This is a genomic window from Roseburia sp., assembly GCF_041325975.1.
GTDB lineage: Bacteria > Bacillota > Clostridia > Lachnospirales > Lachnospiraceae > Roseburia > Roseburia rectibacter.
The window spans coordinates 345,641-367,563 of sequence record NZ_JBGLEJ010000004.1 but is presented as its reverse complement, the minus strand read 5'-3'; the positions used below and the strand labels follow the sequence as shown (position 1 = coordinate 367,563).

Annotated in this window: 18 protein-coding genes; 12 read left to right on the top strand and 6 right to left on the bottom strand. The window is 42.9% G+C overall.

The window, feature by feature from the left end; translation table 11 throughout:
• Positions 1 to 12 precede the first annotated feature (12 nt).
• Positions 13 to 1,032, bottom strand: a complete 1,020-nt coding sequence (locus ACDD58_RS05015) for a sugar kinase (RefSeq protein ID WP_118210045.1) — start codon at positions 1,030 to 1,032, stop codon at positions 13 to 15.
• 282 nt (positions 1,033 to 1,314) lie between these two features.
• Between ACDD58_RS05015 and ACDD58_RS05010 the strand changes: the two genes are divergently transcribed.
• The 3 genes from ACDD58_RS05010 to ACDD58_RS05000 all read left to right on the top strand — a co-directional run bounded on the left by ACDD58_RS05010 (position 1,315) and on the right by ACDD58_RS05000 (position 3,795).
• Positions 1,315 to 2,340, top strand: coding sequence for a sugar kinase (locus ACDD58_RS05010; protein WP_117922657.1), 1,026 nt, complete (start codon positions 1,315 to 1,317; stop codon positions 2,338 to 2,340).
• Between the two features lie 335 nt (positions 2,341 to 2,675).
• Positions 2,676 to 3,080: a site-specific integrase gene (locus tag ACDD58_RS05005; RefSeq protein ID WP_370776172.1), complete on the top strand. Its 405-nt coding sequence runs from the start codon at positions 2,676 to 2,678 to the stop codon at positions 3,078 to 3,080.
• A 217-nt stretch (positions 3,081 to 3,297) separates the two neighbouring features.
• Positions 3,298 to 3,795, top strand: coding sequence for a CarD family transcriptional regulator (locus ACDD58_RS05000; protein WP_117922659.1), 498 nt, complete (start codon positions 3,298 to 3,300; stop codon positions 3,793 to 3,795).
• Positions 3,796 to 4,850: 1,055 nt separating this feature from the next.
• On the opposite strand, the gene ACDD58_RS04995 is transcribed toward ACDD58_RS05000, so the two are convergent.
• The 5 genes from ACDD58_RS04995 to ACDD58_RS04975 form a co-directional block, all read right to left on the bottom strand.
• A complete protein-coding gene (locus tag ACDD58_RS04995; RefSeq protein ID WP_370776170.1) occupies positions 4,851 to 6,107 on the bottom strand; it encodes a DUF4317 domain-containing protein in 1,257 nt (418 codons plus the stop codon).
• A 114-nt stretch (positions 6,108 to 6,221) separates the two neighbouring features.
• Positions 6,222 to 7,061 (bottom strand): GDSL-type esterase/lipase family protein, encoded by an 840-nt coding sequence (locus ACDD58_RS04990; protein WP_118210040.1) that lies wholly within the window; start codon positions 7,059 to 7,061, stop codon positions 6,222 to 6,224.
• A 12-nt stretch (positions 7,062 to 7,073) separates the two neighbouring features.
• Positions 7,074 to 8,426, bottom strand: a complete 1,353-nt coding sequence (locus ACDD58_RS04985; protein WP_370776168.1) for an MBOAT family protein — start codon at positions 8,424 to 8,426, stop codon at positions 7,074 to 7,076.
• 29 nt (positions 8,427 to 8,455) lie between these two features.
• Complete coding sequence (locus ACDD58_RS04980) at positions 8,456 to 9,289, bottom strand: RsiV family protein (protein ID WP_243102942.1); 834 nt, start codon at positions 9,287 to 9,289, stop codon at positions 8,456 to 8,458.
• A 71-nt stretch (positions 9,290 to 9,360) separates the two neighbouring features.
• Positions 9,361 to 9,870 carry a sigma-70 family RNA polymerase sigma factor gene (locus ACDD58_RS04975; RefSeq protein WP_330414640.1) on the bottom strand — a complete coding sequence of 170 codons (510 nt, stop codon included), beginning with the start codon at positions 9,868 to 9,870 and terminating at the stop codon, positions 9,361 to 9,363.
• A gap of 328 nt (positions 9,871 to 10,198) precedes the next feature.
• Between ACDD58_RS04975 and ACDD58_RS04970 the strand changes: the two genes are divergently transcribed.
• The 9 genes from ACDD58_RS04970 (at position 10,199) to ACDD58_RS04930 (ending at position 21,923) form a co-directional block, all read left to right on the top strand.
• Positions 10,199 to 10,690 carry a GNAT family N-acetyltransferase gene (locus ACDD58_RS04970; RefSeq protein ID WP_370776165.1) on the top strand — a complete coding sequence of 164 codons (492 nt, stop codon included), beginning with the start codon at positions 10,199 to 10,201 and terminating at the stop codon, positions 10,688 to 10,690.
• A gap of 21 nt (positions 10,691 to 10,711) precedes the next feature.
• On the top strand, positions 10,712 to 11,860 hold the full coding sequence (locus ACDD58_RS04965) for a tetratricopeptide repeat protein (protein WP_370776163.1): 1,149 nt from the start codon (positions 10,712 to 10,714) through the stop codon (positions 11,858 to 11,860).
• 20 nt (positions 11,861 to 11,880) lie between these two features.
• Complete coding sequence (gene hflX / locus ACDD58_RS04960) at positions 11,881 to 13,125, top strand: GTPase HflX (RefSeq protein WP_370776161.1); 1,245 nt, start codon at positions 11,881 to 11,883, stop codon at positions 13,123 to 13,125.
• A 113-nt stretch (positions 13,126 to 13,238) separates the two neighbouring features.
• The gene (locus ACDD58_RS04955; RefSeq protein WP_370776159.1) at positions 13,239 to 14,564 is read left to right on the top strand and encodes a dihydroorotase; all 1,326 of its coding nucleotides are present in this window, start codon (positions 13,239 to 13,241) and stop codon (positions 14,562 to 14,564) included.
• Between the two features lie 29 nt (positions 14,565 to 14,593).
• Entirely contained in the window at positions 14,594 to 15,370 is a 777-nt protein-coding gene (locus tag ACDD58_RS04950) for a dihydroorotate dehydrogenase electron transfer subunit (protein ID WP_117919862.1), read from the top strand.
• A complete protein-coding gene (locus tag ACDD58_RS04945; RefSeq protein ID WP_370776158.1) occupies positions 15,370 to 16,278 on the top strand; it encodes a dihydroorotate dehydrogenase in 909 nt (302 codons plus the stop codon). Before ACDD58_RS04950 ends, ACDD58_RS04945 begins: the two co-directional genes overlap by 1 nt.
• A 20-nt stretch (positions 16,279 to 16,298) precedes the next feature.
• On the top strand, positions 16,299 to 18,542 hold the full coding sequence (locus tag ACDD58_RS04940; RefSeq protein WP_370776156.1) for a DUF5722 domain-containing protein: 2,244 nt from the start codon (positions 16,299 to 16,301) through the stop codon (positions 18,540 to 18,542).
• A gap of 24 nt (positions 18,543 to 18,566) precedes the next feature.
• Positions 18,567 to 19,529: a GNAT family N-acetyltransferase gene (locus ACDD58_RS04935; RefSeq protein ID WP_370776153.1), complete on the top strand. Its 963-nt coding sequence runs from the start codon at positions 18,567 to 18,569 to the stop codon at positions 19,527 to 19,529.
• Between the two features lie 81 nt (positions 19,530 to 19,610).
• Entirely contained in the window at positions 19,611 to 21,923 is a 2,313-nt protein-coding gene (locus ACDD58_RS04930; protein ID WP_015521218.1) for a bifunctional (p)ppGpp synthetase/guanosine-3',5'-bis(diphosphate) 3'-pyrophosphohydrolase, read from the top strand.

The following is a 21,923-nucleotide window of genomic DNA, read 5'->3' as shown; positions in this document are numbered from 1 at the left end:
GCGGTATATTTATTATCGGTTCATCTCAGAATGATAACCTGTATTTTTGTGTTCTGCGATAATGCTGTCGATCTCTTCAAGGTCGGTCGTTATCATATCACCGATGACACTGTGCTTGATGGCTGCCATGGCATTGCCGTATTCTAAGGCTTTACGGCAGTCCTTATGTTTTAAGTAGCCATAGAGGGCACCGGAAACATAGGCATCACCGCTTCCGATACGGTCGACTACGTCGATATTGTTGTAGGGTTCCTCGCGGTAGTAGGCATCATCTTTCGCAGAATAAATAATGGAAGTAAAGTTATGCTTCTTTGGCGTGATGACGGTGCGCTCTGTGGATGCAACCACGGAGATCGGGTACTGCTCGCAGAAAGACTTCTGGATTTCCTCGATCGAGCCTGTTTTGCCAAAGGTCAGGCGGGCGGTATCTTCAGAACAGAAAAAGATATCTACAAAGGGAAGAATCTGTTCGATGCAGGCTCTTGCCTCCTCACCAGTCCAGAGATTGGCACGGTAGTTGACATCAAAAGAGATCAAAGTGCCCTGCTCTTTGAATTTGCGGATACACTCGATGGCAAACTTCTGTGCTTTGCCGCCAAGACCTAAAGTGATACCGCTGGTGTGGAACAGGCGTGTGTTATAAAACATGGTTTCCGGTACATCTTTAATATCGATGTTGTTGATGGAAGAATGTTTTCTGTCATAAACAACACGCGGTTTACGTGGATAGGAACCATATTCGTAATAATAGACACCGATACGGCTGTCGTCTGCTGTATCGGAGATCAGGTAATTTTCACTGACACGGGATGCGTTCATCTGGTTTTTGATGAATGCGGCGAGCAGGTTATTTGGAATCTTAGAGATCATTGCCGTCTTTAAGCCAAGCTGTCCGATCTCGGAGGCAATATTTAACTCGGCACCTCCTAAATGCTTCATTAAAGTATCGCCCTGTGCGAGACGTCCGTTGATCGGAGTGGAAAGACGAAGCAGAATCTCTCCTAATGTGATGACATCATATTTACGGTCCATGGAAAAACCTCCTTAAAAAATATATCATAACAGTTTCAAAATATGAAACTAAGTTCTACAATATGAACCAATACATATGCATTATATAACACATCTCAAAAATAAAAAAGAGAAAGTTGCAAATATTTCACAACTTTTTTGGATAAAAATAACAGAACCTATAAAAATTGCATTAAAGTAAAAACATGTTTGACATTCTATTTTTCAGTGCTATAATAAAAATATAAATTATGAAACAACGTTTCACAATGTGAAACATTTTATTTTAGGAGGATTTAAATCATGGCAAAGAAAGTCGTTACATTTGGTGAGATCATGCTTCGTCTGGCACCAGAAGGATATTATCGTTTCGTACAGGCTACATCCTACGGCGCAACATACGGCGGTGGAGAGGCTAACGTTGCAGTTTCTTTAGCAAACTACGGTTTGGATGCAAGTTTTGTTACAAAGCTCCCGACACATGAGATCGGACAGGCTGGTGTGAATGCTTTAAGACAGTATGGTGTTGACACATCTGATATCGTTCGTGGTGGTGACCGTGTTGGTATCTACTTCTTAGAGAAAGGCGCAAGCCAGAGACCATCTAAAGTTGTTTATGACCGTGCAGGTTCTTCCATTGCAACAGCTACAACTGCTGATTTTGACTGGGATAAGATTTTTGACGGTGCAGACTGGTTCCACTTTACAGGAATCACACCGGCACTTGGCGATAATGTTGCAGCAATCTGTTTAGAGGCATGTAAAGCTGCAAAAGCAAAAGGAATCACTGTAAGCTGTGATTTAAATTACCGTAATAAATTATGGTCCAAAGAAAAAGCAGGCCAGGTTATGGGCGAGCTTTGCAAATATGTAGATGTATGTATCTCCAATGAGGAAGATGCAAACGACGTATTCGGTATCAAGTCTGAGGGTACAGAGGTAACTGCAGGCGAGTTAAATAAAGAAGGATACAAAGAGGTTGCACAGAAATTAACAGACCGTTTCGGTTTCAAGAAAGTTGCGATCACATTAAGAACATCTATCTCTGCAAACGACAACCGCTGGGCAGCAATGCTCTATGAGGATGGACAGAGCTACTTCTCCAAAGAGTACTTAATGCACATCGTTGACCGTGTTGGTGGAGGAGATTCCTTCGGTGGCGGATTAATCTACGCTTGTTTAAATGATTATGATCCACAGGCTACCATTGAGTTCGCAGTAGCAGCAAGCTGTCTGAAACATTCCGTAGAAGGTGACTTCAACATGGTAAGCGTTGATGAAGTTAAGAAATTAGCTGGCGGAGATGCTTCCGGACGTGTTCAGAGATAATAAGATTACGACAAGATCATTTTGTTAATTCCTTTCCCTAATTTAATATAATTGTCTGCCATGTGCAGATAGTGTATAGTCTTTTTACCCATTTGGACTGTACGAACAAGACGGACTGCCGTTTCATGAGAATATCATGAGACGGCAGTTTTTTTGATTCATAAGATATTACGTCCTATGAATCAAAAAGCCCTCCGGGCGGGATGCGCATCTCGCGGAGAAGAAGTTAGCTGTAAACAGCACCGCTCGAGCGCAAAAGAGTCGCAAGCGACTCTTTATTTTGTGATAATTTTATTTCTTATGGAAAAACTATTAGAAATACGGAGGATTATCATATGAAACGATCAGAAATGTATGAGGAATATTTAAAACAAAGTGAGCTGTCGGAACATACCAGACAGGTATATCTGAGGGAGGCAGAAAAATTTATCCGGTATTTAAATGGAAAGGAAGTTACAAAAGAAAGGACACTGCTATATAAACAGAAATTGCAGGATGAGAATCTGGCACCTGCAACGATAAATCTTTACGTGATTGCGGTAAACAGGTATTTAAGATATTTAGAGTGTGAACAGGCATCCATAAAGACGTTGAAAGTGCAAAAAAAGAACAGCGTGGAAAATGTCATTAACCGGAAAGAAAATCAGGAATTGTTAGATTATGCCAAAAGCAGTGGCAGAAAAAATATTACTATATCAAAAACGGGCGGCATAAAATTTTGTGCCGCCCGTTTTATGTAAAATATGACTAATAAAGTATAGTATCATGTGCTATAGTTTTCACAAAAATAAACGTTGAACGCTTATTTTGCTGACTTTTTGGGAAAAATAATGATATAGTTAAATAGTGGTATGATATAAAAAATATCAGGTATGAAATACCAGGTAAATATAAGATAGAAAAAATACCTGTAGATGATCATTTAAATTTGAAACCAGGGAAAGGAGAATCAAAAGAATGTTTGAAATCGGAGAATATGTTGTGTGTGGCGCAAAAGGTGTCTGTCAGATCAAAGATATTACCCATATCGATATTTCGGGAGCGGACCAGGAACGTTTGTATTATGTTTTAGCACCGGTCGGGGATTCGAATGGGACTGTCTATGTACCTACGGACAGCGAGAAAATTGTAATGCGTAGGACGATTTCAAAGGAAGAGGCAGAAAAGCTGATTGAGGAAATGCCCCGGATAGAACTTTTGTGGGTGCCTGATGATAAACAACGCGAGGCAAAATATAAAGAAGCACTCCGGACATGTGATTATCATGCATGGGTCAGCATTGTAAAGACATTGTATAAGCGTAAAAAAGAGCGGATCGCGCAGGGCAAAAAAGTGACTGCGGTAGATGAACGTTATATGAAAGTGGCAGAGAATGAACTGTATGGAGAGCTTTCTCTGACGCTCGGTGTACCGCGGGAGAAAATGGAAGATTATATTAAAGAACGGCTTTCATGAAAGAAAACTGCCCATCAAATGCTGGTTTGTGGTTGTGATGTGAGTTCCCCGGCGAAGGGTGGATTTACAGTTTTGTGAGTGGCAAATTGCATCAAGCCGGGACTGTTTTGTTTCCGTTGTCCGAAAATAAGTCAATCTAAGGCTGCCTGGTATAGGTTGTGGCGGAGTGACGTGTGCGTCTTAAACGCCCCGTCCGGGGGCATTAAGACTTTGTGCTGCCGTCCGTGGCAGCACAACACTGTGTTACGGACAGGCAGACTAAGATTGCCTAATTTTCTCCCAAAGTCACAAAACAGGTCTCGGCTTGATGCGATTTGCCAGCCGCAAGGTTGTGAAACACCCTTCGCCGGGGAACTCATTTTACAACCTTGGAAGTGCGTAAATTTTTAGTGTTTTGTGTCTGAATCTGATTAAAAAATATTTCCAAATAACTAGATTCAATAATTTATTATTTGTTTGATAACACTGGTAAAAACATCGATATATACCACTATGCCCATATTTATTGCCATACACATTTGAAAAAATATTCTGCGTTATTAATCTGGCAATTTACGAAATAATTCGTGTAATGCAATGTGGCATATAAAAATTCTGGGAAGCCGTTAGGCTGAATATTAATGATACAGCATATTAGGATTTTAAGCATATTTTCATTCGTGCGAATATCAAAAATTCACACCCGCGCCCCCATTTTGAGATGAACCGCCCACCCAAATGGTGTTCACAACCTGAAGGCTGGCATCTTGCGCAAAGCCGGAGCTAATTTTGTGACTTTGGGAGAAAATTAGAAAATCTTGGTGTGCCTGTCTATACATAGTGATGTTCTGCCACGGATGGCAGAACAAGGCAGCATCGAGTCATGGATGACTCGTTGTTGCCGGTCACGTCACTCCGAGAAAATCTAATTCAGGCATACCTAGACTTTTCTTATTTTCGTACAACGGAACAAAAATTAATCCGGCTTTGCGCAAGATGCCACTCACAAGCCTACGATACACCATTTGGGGAGATGATTTATTTCATAAACAAACCAGCATTTGTCAGAAAGGCTATCAGATCGTTGTATTCACACCATTAACGGCAGCATGCTCGTCCTCATCCATTGGAATAACAAGGCATTTCTGACCGTCGATAACCTGAGAGTGGATCTGATCGACTTTTTCCGGTTTGACGCGCAGAATGACATCATAGGTTTTGACTGCCGGGACATCGTCCTCATCAGATTCTCCGACTGGAAGGGCACGTGTTTCTTCTAACTGTTGTTTCAGATTTTCAACCTGTTGTATCAGTTCTAATTTTTCTTTACGTTTTGCATTTGCTTCTACCAGTTTTGGATCTACCAGGTGTTCTGCAACAGGGACTTCTTCTCCAAATACATTTTCATAGGTCTGTTCGATCACAGCTGCCTGTTCTTCGGTCACACCGCTCTCTGCGAGTACGGAAGAGATTGTGCTCTTTGTGACAGGAACCGGTTCCGGTTCTGGTTCATCTTCTAAAGCGACAGGGATCAGGTCATTTAAATTATCCTGAATATCCATGAAGATAGCATCGCTTTCATCATCATCTTCCCCGATAACTTCTTTTACAATGCTCTGGAAAGTAAGTTTCTGTTCGGTAGCAGTAAATTTAGAACCGCAGCCGAGACCGGATTCCATAAATTCAGAGTGAGGTGTCTTGGTATCTCTGGTGTAAAACATGACAGAGTGGATATCAGTACTTCGGTCAGTAAATGCAGGAAATACAAACCCGGTATCCGGTGCGCCTACTACCCAGTCACGGATACGCGGACCGATACGGTTTTCATCCTCACGGTAGCCAAGCCCCGGTTTTGTCAGGTTGACCGGACAGATCGCGCAGAGCAGGTATTCGTAAACTTCCTCCGATTCGTCTAATTTATTATTGTCTGATGTTTTTGTCATGACGTCATAGGCATCATGGAATACAAGAATCAGATAATTTCCCACGTAGTCGTAACTGTCGATGACGAGATCATAAAATGCATCCATCAGATCATCATTTTTTAAGGCACTCTCGCGCAGTCCCATCAAAAATTGTTGTCTGCCGCCGGCAGCTTCCTCTGCGGTTGGAAATTCCAGCTCTAAAAGGTTATTCCCGATCGTGCCGGACATTACTTTTTTGGCAATCTCTAAATATTTGTAAAATTCTTCATCCTCCAGATTTAAAAATGTCTCTCCGAAAGAAGTTACCTTATTGTGGTCAGCATCCACATAACAGCCGCACAGTCTTGTAAAAGTGCAGGCATCCTTTTTAAAACGCCGTTTTAATTCTAAAATGTCTTTTTTGTTCATAAATCTATATCTCCATTTCTGAGGGGATGCCATACGAAAGATAGCGCAGGCTGTTTCATGTCCCCGTAATCTGCAAGAAATATTATAACGATATTTTAAAACCGGTGCAAGGGATTATGATTTCCCGTCACGGACAACGGCGTGCTCCATTAACCAGTCACACCATACTGCGTAGTATTTTCCGAGGGGATGCGCATTATCATTGCTGTACTGTGTGCCGAGATTGCCGTTTGCATCGTCAAAAAGTTCATTGATGTCCAGATAATAAATGGTCCGGTGATCGGCTAATGTCGAAATTTTTTGATTAAAGGCGTTGATATTGGCATTATTGAATGTCTTATCCGAGTCTGAGCGCTGTGCAGTCACATGAAGATTTGCTTCCACATAAATGATCGCATCCGGCTGCATGGTTTGCAGAAAATTTACAAACGACGCATATTTTTCAAATGTCTGTGTGACATCGTAGCCAAGTTCATTAATGCCGAGCATCAGATATATTTTATGATAGGTATGGCTGGCTAAAAGATCAGAGATACTGACCTTTCCGATACCGTCCACCATAATTTTTTTGTTTTCCAGATCATAGATACTGAGACCCGAATCACAATAAAAGGTGGCATTGCCCAACGTACCATATTCTTTTAATCCGACGGTGCGGGAATCACCGATCATTAAAGCGTCATCGAAATAATCTGCATCAACAGTGGTCATTTCTGTCATCGGAACTTCTGTGTCCGGGATATCCTGCCGGTCTGTATTGTCAGATGGCGCACCGGAAGTGTCCGATGGTGTCGTGGTGTCCTGTTTTTGTGCGGCGGAGACAGAAGACACGGACAAGGACGTATTTTTGGCTGCATTTATGTTTAACGTTACATATAAGTAAATGAGTGGAATCAAAAGGCAGCTTATCAAAAAGAAAAAATAAAACAATATGGCAGATATTTTTTTTCGCATAGTGTTCCTTCGTTAAAATCTGAAATATAAAAATGGGTCATTAGAGCCAACGTAAATACAGTAAACAGAAGACCAGAAAATTGCCAGATAGACAAAAATTTCTGGCACAGAGCCCCTGATTTTTTTTAAAAGGCGGACCGGAAGCCTTGTAGAAAAAAGGAAGCCGGCAGGGATGATAAAGCGGAAATCATTTAAATTTTTCCAGAAATCATTCACATAAATAATGGCATCATCGGCGGAAAAAAATGGAAATAATTTCCGGATGTAGACTTCGATACTGCCGGGATCACTGATTCCAAAAAGCATCCACGACAATGGGATCAGAACTGCCATATAAAGATGTCCGGCCAGCGCGTATCGGTCCGTCAATTTTTTTAACAGCAGTTTTTCTGTCAATACAATGACGAACAGGGAAAATCCCCACAGAATAAAATGAAATTCTGTGCCATGCCAGATTCCGGTAAGTATCCACACGACAAGCAGGTTGCGGATCCATTTGCAGATGCCTGTGCGGTTGCCGCCAAGTGGAATATAGATGTAGGTCTGAAACCATTGTCCAAGTGTAATATGCCAGCGCCGCCAGAATTCTGTCATGCTTGTGGAGAGATAGGGGTGCATAAAGTTTATGGGAAGATTAAAACCAAGCATTCTGCCAAGACCTGCTGCCATCAGGGAATAACCATAAAAATCAAAGTAAATCTGGAAAGAATATGCATAGATTCCAAGCCATGCAAGCGGTGTGGAGATACTTTCATATCCGATCGTGCCAACATTTGCCCACAGACTGCCAAACTGATTCGCCAGAATCGCTTTTAAGCCAAGTCCCCGGATAAAAAGTTTCATACCCTCCGCAAGATTTTCGGGCAGAAAGCGTCTTGCGCTGTGAAGCTGCCTGCGCAGCATCTCATACGGGGTAATTGGTCCGGAAATTAATTTTGGGAACATGCTGATGTAAGTACCGAATGTCACAAAATCCCGTTCCGGTAAAATACGTCCGTAATAGATATCAAAAAGATATGCAGTCAGCTGGAACGTATAAAAACTGATTCCGAGCGGCAGAGATAAATGTCTGGAATATTTAAACAAAAACAACCATAAAAAATCGAAAAAAATAACTTTTGTCAAAAAGAGTTTCTTTTTTCTTGAATTGTGTATCTGATAAAGGCAGATTCCAAACACATAATTGAGATAGGTCAGAACCATTAACAGAAACAGTGCATATGGCTGTTTGATCACCCCGATTGCATAAAACAATACGCTCCCTGCAAAGAGCGTATTGTTTCTGAAAGCAGCAGGTGTGACATAATAGGCAAACAGAAATAATGGCAAAAAAATAAAAATAAAGTTGAGACTGCTGAATACCATGCCAGAATCCTTTACTACATAGACATTTCTTATTTTAAAATATCGGCGATCGCATCGTGTGGGATCGTAAATTCTACAACACCCATAGACATTGGACCGACATCGCCCTCGTTGAAGCTGATGACGAGATTTCCGTCAGCATTAACATAGAAGGAAGTATCATCGTTAATGGAGGTAAAGTTCCATTCAGGAACTTCTGTATCATCCAGCCAGTAGGAGACATTTTCGTCGGCATCCATCTGCCCTCGCATCTGTGATTTGATGTTTTCGCTGATCGGGGTGATATAGTCAGATCCCTCTTTAAAAAGATCTTTTAACGCAAGGCGTTCCCCGGTCTTTAAATCAATCGTGTAATAATAATCCATCTCATAACCGCTGCCGGCAGCCTGATAACACATCAGTTTTAAGGTAAAATAGTCGTCAGTTGTGTTGATGACCTCATGTTTGATCATGACATCCTGATAACCTTCGTTGTTCATATTCTGTTTGAACTCTGCGATCAGGCTGTCACTGATCTTTTCAATCTCTGCATTGATCTCATCGGTTGATTTCTTTAAATTTTCCCCAACCGGGTCTTCCGTTGTATTTTCAGTGGAAGCAACAGTTTCCGGTACCAGTTTTGGAACATTGACATCGGCGTTGTTTTTGTCACTGCTGTACTGGTAATCGCGGAATGTGACGACCTCGATCAGATTTCCAAGCAGCGGGATCTGTTCCATCGCATAGGCGACACTCGGTGAAGTATTTGGCAGGATGACAAACGCTGCGATCGCTGCAGCAGCGCCAACCCAGATTCTTGTGATAATGGTTTTATTGTGTTTGTTCTTCTTCTCGGCTTTCGCCTGATTCATTTTTTCTTTCATTTTTATGACCTCCTTTTCAGGCATTTGCGAGGTGTCATAGGATTTTTTTAATTCATAAAAATCATTTGTGTTCATTCGGTTACCTCCATTTTCAGTTTTAACTTCTGCATACTGCGGTACAGACGGCTTTTTATGGTATTGACATTTTCATTTAAGACGCGGGCGATATCTTCGATTTTTAAGTCCTCGAAATACCGAAGTTCCACGATCGCCTTATCCTCCGGGGACAAAGAATCAAGCGCAGTTCTAAGATCTAAGTCCTGATACTGGTCCGGTTTTCCCTCTGCGATCAGTGAATCCTCGTAAGAAATGGTATCCGGCCGCTTTAAATGATGAAAAATCTCATTTAACATGATGCGGTAAATCCAGGTCGCCGCATATTCCGGCTGCCTTAGGGAAGCACTGTTTTTGATCGCCAGATAAGCGCCGTTTTGTACGATGTCACTTGCATCGTCTGGATTATGTACATAGCTGTATGCAAGATGATAGTAGCGGTTGTAATTTTCAAGCAGTAATCGTTCAATGAGTTCGTCATTGGATTCTGCAGTAAGTTTTTTTTCTTTTCCGGAAAAGAATTTCAAGATCAGATCCTCCTTTGCAAATATTTGATTCTTTCGAATCATCTGACTATTAGATACAGCATAGTCATAAAAAGTTTCAAATACAATGCAAAATATCAAAAAGGTATGGTATAATGTGCGTAAGCATTGAGCAGTGCCAACGAAGTGAACAATAAAAAATGACTGCTTGCAGGCACTTTTTTATTGTTTGCTTCGTTGATAGGGCGAAAGCCCGACAGTCCGGAAAATCTCTGATTTTTCGGACGTGCACTGCGGACTGGAGTGCAGCCAAATGATAAAAAATGACTGCCAGCAGGCACTTTTTAAGAAATAATGGAGACACACAACAATGGACATAAGATTAGCAACAATAAATGATATAGATGCGATCACGGAAATGGAGAGACAGTGCTTTCCACCGGAAGAAGCAGCAGAAAAAGACTCTTTTGAAAAAAGACTGACCGTATTTCCGAATCATTTTTGGTTACTGGAGGACTCTGGAAAAATAGTGAGCGTGATCAATGGAATGACGACCAATATTCCGATTTTGCGGGATGAGATGTTTGAGGATGCCACGATGCACATGGAAGATGGGCAGTGGCAGATGATCTTTGGAGTGGCAACGCTGCCGGCATATCAGAAGATGGGATGTGCGTCAAAGCTCATGGAGCATGTGGTTGAGGACGTGAAAGCACAGGGACGCAAAGGAATTGTTTTGACATGTAAAGAAAGTCTTATTCCATTTTATGAGAAATTTGGTTATATTAATGAAGGAAAGTCCATGTCAAAACATGGGGGAGCCGTGTGGTATGATATGCGGCTGGTGTTTGAAGAATTATAGAGAAAAGGAATTAATATAGAGATGAAGAAACACAGATTGCCGTATATGGTTGCAGGGGCAGTGCTGTTTGCTGCACTTTTTACCGGATGCACCAATGAGCGTTTAGAGGACGAACTGGATTTTCGCAAGATCGGGATCAACAGTATGCAGTCCGGTGACTATGAGGGGGCAGTTGCAGCTTTTAACAGTGCACTTTCCCAGTGTGTAGGTAAGATCACAGATACCGAGTTAGATATCTGTTACTACAAGGCAGCGGCACAGTATGCCGGAGGAGATATTGAGGGAGCACTTGCAACTTACCAGGCGATGATCGATTATGATGGGAAGAATGGAAATGCCTATTACCTGCATGGATGTCTGAGTTTAAAACAGCAGGATACAGATACAGCAAAAAAAGATTTTGCAAATGCAGTGAAATATAACCCGGATGATTATGAATTGTATGTTGGGATTTATGAGAACCTTGCCGCTAATAATATGACTGACGAAGGGGAAGAGTATTTAAACAGGGCTTTTGATATCAAAGGCAATTCTGCAGAAAATCTGACCTGGCGAGGCAGGATTTATTATCTTCTTGGTCAGTATGCAAATGCAGTTAAAGAGTTAGAAGAAGCAGTGAAAAAAGACAGTGCCAAGGCAAATCTCTATCTTGCACAGGTCTATGAAGCTGAGGAAGATTCTGCGAATGCAGAGAAGTATTATCAGGCATATGTGGACAGTGGTACGGCTGATTCGGTTGCAATGAATGCACTTGCCGAGATCCAGATGGGAAAAGGCAACTATGAGGCAGCTTTAGAGGATATCAGACAGGGACTTGCGATGGATAATGTTACGAACCAGCAGGAACTTCTGTCAAATCAGATCATTGCTTATGAATATAGTGGAGATTTTACATCCGCATGGGATGTTGTCCAGCAGTATGTTTCGCTTTATCCGGATGATGAGGCGGCACAGAGAGAATATATTTTCTTAAAGAACCGTCAGAGTACGGATGAGAGCAGTAACACAGAATCTACAGAGGAAAGTGCTGCAGGAGATAGTTCCACAGCAGATAGCCCAGCAGAGAATGTCACAGGAGATAGTTCCACAGCAGATGGCTCAGCAGAAAATGCCACAGGAGATAGTTCCGCAGAGGATAGTTCTTCACAGGATACGGGAAGTCAGAATTAAAAACAGCAAGGGAGGAACAAATGCCAGAACCCATTAAAATAGAAGAGGTAAAAGAACGCGTCATCTTAGTAGGTGTCAGTGAACAGGAGGGAGACGATGCGGAGGATTCTGTTGCAGAGTTAGCAGAACTCGTTAAGACTGCCGGAGCGGTTACCGTTGGAACTCTGATCCAGAAACGCGAACTGATCCATCCGGGCTCCTATGTCGGAACCGGAAAAGTTCAGGAGATCGCAGACATGATCGCAGAGCTGGGGGCAACAGGTATTGTCTGTGATGATGAGCTGTCACCGGCACAGCTTAAAAACTTAGAGCAGATGTTAGACACGAAGGTCATGGACCGGACACTTATTATTCTTGATATTTTTGCGGCGCGGGCGACAACAAGTGAAGGAAAGATCCAGGTTGAGTTAGCGCAGTTAAAATACAGACTCAGCCGTCTGACCGGACTTGGCAGGTCAATGTCAAGGCTTGGTGGTGGTATCGGTACAAGAGGACCGGGTGAGAAAAAGTTAGAGATGGACAGGCGTCTTATCAAAGACCGCATCGCCCAGTTGAACCGCGAATTAAAAGAAGTGCGTAAACACCGCGAGATCACGCGTGCCCAGAGAGAAAAGAAACAGATACCTGTGGCTGCGATTGTCGGATACACCAATGCAGGAAAGTCAACACTGTTAAATCACTTAACTGGCGCGGGCGTGTTAGAGGAAGATAAGCTGTTTGCTACCTTAGATCCGACAACGCGTGTCTTAGAGCTGCCGGGCAGACAGGAAATCCTTCTGACAGATACGGTTGGTTTTATCCGGAAGCTGCCACATCATCTGATCGAAGCGTTTAAGAGTACTTTAGAGGAAGCAAAATATGCGGACTATATTCTACATGTGGTAGATGCTTCCAATCCACAGCGGGACAAGCAGATGCATATCGTGTATGACACACTTTACCAGCTTGATATCAGGGAAAAAACGATCATTACCTTATTTAATAAGCAGGATCAGGTCACAGATGAGGAGCCGATCCGTGATTTTAAGGCAGATTATACATTGGCGGTTTCCGCAAAAAAGGGAACAGGATTAGAGGAGTTGAAAGAACTTTTCTGTACGCTGCTGCGGGATAATAAAATATTAGTGGAGCGTACAATCTCTTATCAGGAGGCTGGAATTTTACAGCAGATCAGAAAGAGTGGAGAACTTTTAGAGGAAGAGTACCGGCCGGAGGGCATTTTTATCCGCGCCTATGTCACGCCGGAAATCTATGGCAGTTTATAGAGGCTTTGTGTTTACGAAGATTTTTGCATATGGTACACTGATATAAAATTTGACAGAATACAGACAAAATTTTGCACAGAAGCGATGAAAGCGTGCTTCGGAATGGAGAAATTATGACAATATTAATTCAAAATGGACAGGTGATCAATCCTGCCACAGGGATGAATGAAGTTGCAGATGTGTTGGTGGAAAATGGTGTTGTTTCTAAGATCGAAAAAGGGATCAAAGAGAAAGCAGACCGGAAGATCAATGCAAAGGGATGTTTTGTCATGCCGGGATTTATTGACATGCATGTGCATCTGCGTGATCCGGGATTTGAGGAAAAGGAAACGATCGAAACAGGCTGCCGCGCAGCAGCACACGGTGGATATACAACGATTCTTGCAATGCCGAACACCAAACCGGTTGTTGACAATCCGGATGTTGTAAATTATGTGCATAATAAGGCAAAAACGGTCGGACTTGTAAATGTATTACAGGTGGGTGCCGTGACAAAAAATCAGGAAGGAAAAGAACTTGCGGATATTGAGGGAATGGTAAAGGCTGGAATCCCTGCAATCAGTGAGGACGGAAAATCCGTCATGAATGCCCAGTTATACCGCGAGGCGATGGAAAAAGCTGCAAAATTGGGCATTGTGGTACTTGCACATTGTGAGGATAAAAATCTTGTCAATGGCGGTGTCATGAATGAGGATGAGCACGCAAGGGAGCTTGGGTTAAAGGGAATCACCAATTCTGTAGAAGATATCATTGTAGCACGAGATATCATGTTAAGCCACGACACAGGGGCAAGGCTGCATTTATGTCACTGTTCGACGGAAGATTCTGTCATGATGGTGGATCTTGCAAAACAAAAGAATGTAAAAGTTACCGCTGAAGTATGCCCGCATCATTTTACACTGACTTCTGATGATATCCGCAAGATCGCACCGGAAATGGATGTGGAAAAGAATGTGATCGCTGCGGATGCGGATGCAGATACCAATTTCAAGATGAATCCTCCGCTTCGTACCAAAAAAGACGTGGAGGCATTAAGAGCCGGACTTCGTGACAATATTATGGATGTTATTTCTACCGATCATGCACCGCATACATTTGCAGATAAAAATACATCCATGAAAAATGCACCGTTTGGAATCGTAGGTCTTGAGACGGCTGCATGCCTGACTTATACAGAGCTTGTACTTGGCGGTTATCTGACACCAATGCAGATGGCAGAAAAAATGAGCTACAATCCGGCAAAGATCGTTGGAATCGATAAGGGTGATATTGCACCGGGAAAGACAGCAGATATTGTGATCTTTGATCCAAATGAGACTTATAAGATTGATAAAAATAAATTTGCCAGCAAAGGAAGAAATACACCGTTTGACGGCAGAACCGTGACCGGAAAAGTAAAAATGACGATCGTTGGCGGTCACATTGTATATGAAGAATAAGAAAAGCGGTTAATAAAAGGAGAAAATTCATGCAGACAAAGGGTACAAAATTTGAGGAAACTGCGATCATCATCAGGCAGGAAGAGATCGCGGATGACATTTACAGCATGTGGCTTCGCACAGAGAATATCGCAGCACATGCAAAGGCAGGACAGTTTGTCTCTGTTTACTGTAATGAGGGAAGCAGACTGCTTCCAAGACCGATCAGTATCTGTGAGATCGACAGAAAAGACGGCGCCATCCGTCTGGTATACCGTGTGGCAGGAAAGGGAACCGCAGAATTTTCCGGTATGCGTACCGGTATGCAGTTAAAAGTGGTTGGCCCGCTTGGAAACGGATTTCCGAAGAAAAATAAAAAAGCATTTTTAATCGGCGGCGGAATCGGAATTCCGCCAATGTTAGAACTCGCAAAAGAGTTAGACTGCGAGAAAAAGATCGTGCTTGGATTCAGGGATGAACTGTTTTTATTAGAGGATTTCCGGAATCGCGGACAGATCTATATTGCAACGGAGGATGGCAGTGCCGGAACGGAAGGAAATGTCCTGGATGCGATCCGTGAGAATGGATTAGACGCAGATATCATCTATGCCTGTGGACCGACACCGATGCTTCGTGCGATCAAAGAATACGCGGCAGAGCAGAATATCGAATGCTGGATTTCCATGGAAGAGCGTATGGCATGTGGAATCGGTGCCTGCCTTGCCTGTGTGTGCAAGTCAAAAGAAAAAGATGCACACAGTAATGTGAAAAATAAGAGAATCTGTAAAGAGGGACCGGTATTTCTTGCACAGGAGGTAGAATTCTGATGAACATGAAAGTTGATTTATGTGGAGTGACATTAAATAATCCGGTCATGACTGCGTCCGGAACGTTTGGCGCCGGAGAAGAATATTCTGAGTTCGTGGATTTGAACTGTCTTGGTGCTGTTGTGACAAAAGGTGTTGCAAATGTGCCATGGGAGGGAAATCCGACACCACGTGTGGCAGAAGTGTATGGCGGTATGTTAAATGCGATCGGACTTCAGAATCCGGGTATCGATCTTTTTATCGAGCGTGATATTCCGTTTTTAAAAAAATATGATACCAGAATTGTTGTCAATGTATGTGGACACACAACTGCGGAATATGTTGAAGTTGTAGACAGACTTGCCGATCAGCCGGTCGATCTGTTAGAGATCAATATTTCCTGTCCGAATGTAAAAGAGGGTGGTATCGCATTTGGACAGAATCCGAAAATGGTGGAGGATATTACAAGAGAGATCAAGGCACATGCAAAGCAGCCGGTCATCATGAAACTTTCTCCGAATGTAACAGATATCACTGAGATGGCACGTGCGGCAGAGGCTGGCGGTGCAGATGGTTTATCTTTGATCAATACATTGACAGGTATGAAGATTGATATCCACAGACGTACATTTGCATTAGCGAACAGAACAGGCGGTATGTCGGGTCCTGCAGTGCATCCGGTTGCAGTCCGCATGGTATACCAGACTGCGCAGGCAGTGAATATCCCGATCGTTGGTATGGGAGGCATCATGAATGCGGATGATGCGATCGAGATGATCCTTGCAGGTGCAACAGCAGTGTCTGTTGGAACGGCAAACTTTACCAATCCGCAGGTCACTATGGAGATCGTAGATGGAATCCGTGATTATATGGAGCGCTATCAGGTAAAAGATATCAAAGAACTTATCGGCGCAGTACATGACCGGTAAACAGTGAGGGAATATAAGTTATGAAAATGTTAAAGAAAGTTATCTGTATCTGTCTCGTGGCCATTATGGCAGCAGGACTTTTACCGGTGGGACAGACAACAGTTATGGCGGCTGGAAAACCGGTACAGTTAGTATCCTGTAAAGTAAATTCAGTTGGAAGCAAGGTAACGGTAAAAGCAAAAGTTGCCGGAATACAGAAAGGAATGGGAAAAAAACTTTACCTGTTTTCGGTAGATGCCAATGTGAAAGAAAATGCAAAACTTGCCGGAAAACCGGTGGCTTCCGCTAACTTTAAAAAAGGTACTGTCACATTTTCTGTAAAATATAAGAGCAGCATGCTTTGCCAGAAATTTGTGGCTGCATACAAAAAAGGAAAAAAATATATAGCAGTCAGTGGTGCACAGTATATTACAAATCCGGAGGCACTGGCATCCTACACCGGTACCGGTGTTAAGACAACGTCTAAAAAAGGACTGCAGCCGGACTGGGCAGATCACACGTCGGTAAAGAAACTCCGTACGCAGCATGTTGTCTTAAACTGGTCAATCGAAGAAATTTTAAACAAAGACTGCGGAAATAAAGAGGTGTATAAATACCGCGGGAAAAAATACACATTTGACAGGGATCGTGTAAACTGGCTGCAGGATCAGGTCAGACAGTATATTGATGATGGTTCAAAAGTATATGTGATTCTTCTGCTTGGAAAAGATGCAAAAGGTCAGGCGGGCAAAATGAGCTATGGCGGTGGAAAAATATTTTCTTCCATTAAGACAACATCAGCAGCAGGATGCCGTACCTGGGAAGCATTTATGAGTTACATGGCAGAAAAGTTTGGAAATGAACAGCATTTGGTGTCCGGATGGATCTTAGGAAATGAGGTTGACAGCCCTTATGACTGGAACTATGCGGGCGGAAAAAGTTTAAGTGCGTATATGGATGATTATGCGCGGGCATTCCGCATTGCATATAATGCCACAAAGAGTGTCAGCAGCCATTCAAAGGTATATATCAGCCTTGATTATAACTGGAATCAGGATGTCGATGGAGGCGGGAACAGCTTTTTCTCGACGAAGAATACACTGGACACATTTTATTCGAAACTGAAAGCGCAGGGTAAGATCTGTCCAAACATTGCATATCATGCATATTCACAGGGTCTTGTGGAGCCAAAATTCTGGGATGACTCTTTAGCAGGCAGTGGAGTGGATTCTACGATCATCACTATGAAAAACATTTCTGTTCTTACAGAATATGTGAAAAAGAAGATCGGAAAAGATGCGACGATTATGCTCGCAGAGCAGGCATTCAATTCGACACAGGGAGAAGAATTACAGGCAGCAACTTATGCGTATGCTTATTATATCAGCGAAGGAAATAAGATGATCGAATCCTTTATCTATGCGAGAGATACCGAACCACAGTCGGATGTGGATCAGGGCTTTTACTGGGGACTTCGCGATAGCAATGGCAGGGAGCGTAAGGTCTATAATACATTTAAGGTGATCGATTCAAAGGAGTCTTTGGATAAGACGAAGAATCTTCTCTCCTATACAGACTTAAGTTCATGGACACAGATTCCTGGAATTAAAAAGTCTACTTTTAAAAATAACCGTTCCATCAAAAACAAATGGCCGCTAGTACAGTCAACCAGCCTGTATGTGTGTCTTGCGGATGATAACTGGCAGAGAGAGACAACTTATGTCTACGACGGAAAGAAACATAAACCTGCAGTAACGGTAAAACGTAATTATACCGGAAAGACGGTTCCGAAAAAGAATTATTCCGTAAAATATCTGACAGACTGCAGGAGTATCGGAGTGCATCGTATTCAGATTAAATTAAAAGGTGACTTCCGCGGAACGATCATCCGGGAGTTTACGATCGCACCGCAGAATGCAATGCTGAATGATCTGGTGATGACGTCAAATTCTGCTACGGTAAGCTGGAATGTACCAAAGAAGACCAAAGAGCAGATTACCGGTTATATGATCCAGTATACGGATGGAGAAGGTGGTTTTTATTCGACACCGGAAAAAGATATCCATCTGATCAAGATCAAAAACAGTAATAAATTAAGATATACGATCAAGGGACTTACCAAGGGCAAACGCTATTTTGTAAGAATAACGACCTATAAAACAGTTATGGTAGATGGCAAACCAAAAGATATCATTGCCGGATGGGGATATGATGATATCAAATATGATTATGCCACAGATCCGGTCGTGCCGGAACCGGATACAGAAGAGGATACCTTAGAATAAGCGATTGAGGTAATGTGAAATACGATGCCGGAATTAAGATTTATAATAGCAGACAGACTCCCGGAGCGGGAACTGGATTATTTAAAACAGAATATCAGACCGGAACCGGATCTGAAACTGGTGGTAACAGGGAAAAATAATGCCAATCGCAGAGCAGAGTTTTCTCTGTTCCCGCCAGAAGAAAGTGTGCTCATCTCTACAGATGGGCACATTATTTCTAATATGGATCAGCTTGGAATGGCAACGCTGGGATATATCGGACCGGGCGGAGCAGAGAATGAGAGCACAGGAGAAGTACCGGACGATGTGATTACAGAAATTGGTAGTCAGAACGTGAATTGTAATGACAGCACAGATGAAGTGACGGAGGGAATCGAAGAACAGGGAATGCAGGCTGCGGTTATGTTAATCGAAGGTCTTGAGGAAGTGGATGAAACGTTTCTGCTTCGTGCGTATGAACGTAAACATGGTATTCCGTGGACAATCGTCACGACAGAACGCTGCATCGTGCGGGAGATCACGCTGGATGATTTAGACGGCCTGTTTGCACTGTATGCCGGGGAGGGAATGACGGAATATTTAGACCCGCTGTATGAATACGAAAAGGAAAAAGAGTATCAGCGGTCGTATATTAACTATATGTACCGCCTTTATGGGTACGGCATGTGGGTCGTGATCGAAAAGGCGACGGGAAAACTGATCGGGCGGGTCGGGATCGAGAATCGTGAGGCGTGTGACGGTGAGCCGGAACTTGGATATATGATCGACGTATCGTATCAGAGAAAAGGATATGCAACAGAGGTCTGTCTTGCTGTGATCGGTTACGCATGGAATTTTCTTGAATTCGATAAATTAAACTGTCTGATCCAGAAAGGAAATAAAGCATCGGAATGTCTGGCAGAAAAACTGGGATTTATGTTCCGGGAGGAAATGGATCTGGACGGAAAATGCATGAAACGCTATACCATAAGCAAAAGCGGGGTATGATATCATCAATAAACGTTGCATTTTCCATAAAAATAAAATATAATATAAACTACTAAAAAAGGGATAAAGTGGGTGAGGCACATGGCGGATTTTTCATCAGAATCACTGGATCTGCAAAAAAAAGTAAAAGAAGAGGACGATAACATCAAGCCGATGAAAGAGTTTGAGAGTCCGGAAAAACTATATGACGAACTGATCGCCAGCGTGCGAAAGTATCATCCATCGACAGATATATCGCTGATCGAGAAAGCATATCATGTTGCGAGGGATGCACATGAGGGACAGGCAAGAAAGTCCGGCGAGCCATATATCATCCATCCATTGTGTGTTGCGATTATTTTAGCGGAGTTAGAGCTGGATAAGGAGACGATCGTTGCAGGACTTTTACATGATGTTGTGGAAGATACTGTTATGACGGATGAACAGATTGCACAGGAGTTTGGAGATGAGGTTGCTCTTCTGGTAGATGGTGTTACCAAATTAGGACAGCTCTCTTATGATGCGGATAAAGTGGAGGTTCAGGCAGAGAATCTTCGTAAGATGTTCCTTGCAATGGCAAAGGATATCCGTGTTATCCTGATCAAGCTTGCGGATCGTCTTCACAATATGCGTACGCTCAAATACATGACACCTGAGAAGCAGAAGGAAAAAGCGCGTGAAACGATGGATATTTACGCACCAATCGCACAGCGTCTTGGTATTTCCAAGATCAAGATCGAGCTGGACGATCTCTCACTCAAGTATTTAGAGCCGGATGCCTATTATGATCTGGTACATCAGATTGCACAGCGCAAGAGTGTCAGGGACGAATATGTACAGAAACTGGTGGAAGAAGTGCGTCAGCACATCAAAGATGCAGGAATTCCTGCACAGGTTGACGGACGTGCAAAACATTTCTTCAGTATTTACAAAAAAATGGTCAATCAGCACAAGACATTAGACCAGATTTATGATCTGTTTGCCATCCGCATCATCGTGGATTCCGTCAAGGACTGTTATGCAGCACTCGGTGTGATTCATGAGATGTATAAGCCGATTCCGGGACGGTTTAAAGACTACATTGCGATGCCTAAGCCGAACATGTACCAGTCACTCCATACGACTCTGATCGGACCGACCGGTCAGCCGTTTGAGATACAGATCCGTACCTTTGAGATGCATCGTACGGCTGAATATGGTATCGCTGCCCATTGGAAGTACAAAGAGGCAAGTAACAATGGCGGTGTGTCACAGCCAATGACCGTTACCGAAGAGGAAAAGCTGAGCTGGCTCCGTCAGATCTTAGAGTGGCAGCGCGACATGTCAGATAATAAAGAGTTCATGAGCCTGCTAAAGAGCGATCTTGACCTGTTTTCCGATACGGTATTCTGTTTTACACCGACCGGAGATGTCAAGAATCTTCCGACCGGTTCCACGCCGATCGACTTTGCTTACAGTATTCATTCCGCGGTCGGCAATAAGATGATCGGTGCAAAAGTCAACGGAAAACTGGTTCCAATCGACTACATCATCCAGAACGGTGACCGTGTGGAAGTAATCACTTCCCAGAATTCAAAGGGACCGAGCCGTGACTGGTTAAATATTGTAAAAAGCACCCAGGCGAAAAATAAGATCAATCAGTGGTTCCGCAGTGAGTTAAAAGAAGAAAATATTACACACGGCAAGGAACTTTTGATCGCATCGGCAAAATCCAAGGGAATCAATTTCCCGGATATCAATAAGCCGGAATATCAGGAGAAAATTTTAAGAAAATATGGTTTCCATGACTGGAATTCCTGCCTTGCAACGATCGGACATGGTGGTTTAAAAGAAGGTCAGATCGTAAACCGCATGTATGAGGAATACAAAAAAGACCATCTTGCGTGTATCACGGATGATGAAGTGCTTGAGACCATTGCCGAGAATAAAGATAAGGTCGTACAGAAACATTCCAAGAGCGGTATCATCGTAAAAGGACTTTATGATGTGGCAGTGCATTTTTCAAAGTGCTGCAGTCCGGTACCGGGAGACGAGATCGTTGGATTTGTAACCAGAGGCCGAGGTGTTTCCATCCATAGAACAGACTGTATCAACATTATCAATCTGTCTGATATGGAGCGTGAGCGTCTGATCGATGCCGAGTGGCAGCATGATGAAGAGTCCGGCAGCAGTGGCCTGTACCGTGCAGAGATCAAGATCTACGGCAATAACCGAACCGGTCTTCTCGTGGATATCACAAAGGTATTTACAGAGCGTGAGATCGATATTGATTCGATTCACTCCAAAACAAGCAAGCAGGGAATTGCAACAATCGATGTATCTTTCAGCACGAAGGGCAGGGAAGAACTTACAAGCGTTGTGGAGAGACTGCGGCAGATCGAGAGTATCATTGATATAGAGAGAACGACGGGCTAA

Bases quoted from the DNA above. Each gene is read 5' to 3' on its own strand.
- ACDD58_RS05015 (WP_118210045.1), bottom strand. From the start codon at position 1,032: ATGGACCGTAAATATGATGTCATCACATTAGGAGAGATTCTGCTTCGT.
- ACDD58_RS05010 (WP_117922657.1), top strand. From the start codon at position 1,315: ATGGCAAAGAAAGTCGTTACATTTGGTGAGATCATGCTTCGTCTGGCA.
- ACDD58_RS05005 (WP_370776172.1), top strand. From the start codon at position 2,676: ATGAAACGATCAGAAATGTATGAGGAATATTTAAAACAAAGTGAGCTG.
- ACDD58_RS05000 (WP_117922659.1), top strand. From the start codon at position 3,298: ATGTTTGAAATCGGAGAATATGTTGTGTGTGGCGCAAAAGGTGTCTGT.
- ACDD58_RS04995 (WP_370776170.1), bottom strand. From the start codon at position 6,107: ATGAACAAAAAAGACATTTTAGAATTAAAACGGCGTTTTAAAAAGGAT.
- ACDD58_RS04990 (WP_118210040.1), bottom strand. From the start codon at position 7,061: ATGCGAAAAAAAATATCTGCCATATTGTTTTATTTTTTCTTTTTGATA.
- ACDD58_RS04985 (WP_370776168.1), bottom strand. From the start codon at position 8,426: ATGGTATTCAGCAGTCTCAACTTTATTTTTATTTTTTTGCCATTATTT.
- ACDD58_RS04980 (WP_243102942.1), bottom strand. From the start codon at position 9,289: ATGAAAGAAAAAATGAATCAGGCGAAAGCCGAGAAGAAGAACAAACAC.
- ACDD58_RS04970 (WP_370776165.1), top strand. From the start codon at position 10,199: ATGGACATAAGATTAGCAACAATAAATGATATAGATGCGATCACGGAA.
- ACDD58_RS04965 (WP_370776163.1), top strand. From the start codon at position 10,712: ATGAAGAAACACAGATTGCCGTATATGGTTGCAGGGGCAGTGCTGTTT.
- hflX (WP_370776161.1), top strand. From the start codon at position 11,881: ATGCCAGAACCCATTAAAATAGAAGAGGTAAAAGAACGCGTCATCTTA.
- ACDD58_RS04955 (WP_370776159.1), top strand. From the start codon at position 13,239: ATGACAATATTAATTCAAAATGGACAGGTGATCAATCCTGCCACAGGG.
- ACDD58_RS04950 (WP_117919862.1), top strand. From the start codon at position 14,594: ATGCAGACAAAGGGTACAAAATTTGAGGAAACTGCGATCATCATCAGG.
- ACDD58_RS04945 (WP_370776158.1), top strand. From the start codon at position 15,370: ATGAACATGAAAGTTGATTTATGTGGAGTGACATTAAATAATCCGGTC.
- ACDD58_RS04940 (WP_370776156.1), top strand. From the start codon at position 16,299: ATGAAAATGTTAAAGAAAGTTATCTGTATCTGTCTCGTGGCCATTATG.
- ACDD58_RS04935 (WP_370776153.1), top strand. From the start codon at position 18,567: ATGCCGGAATTAAGATTTATAATAGCAGACAGACTCCCGGAGCGGGAA.
- ACDD58_RS04930 (WP_015521218.1), top strand. From the start codon at position 19,611: ATGGCGGATTTTTCATCAGAATCACTGGATCTGCAAAAAAAAGTAAAA.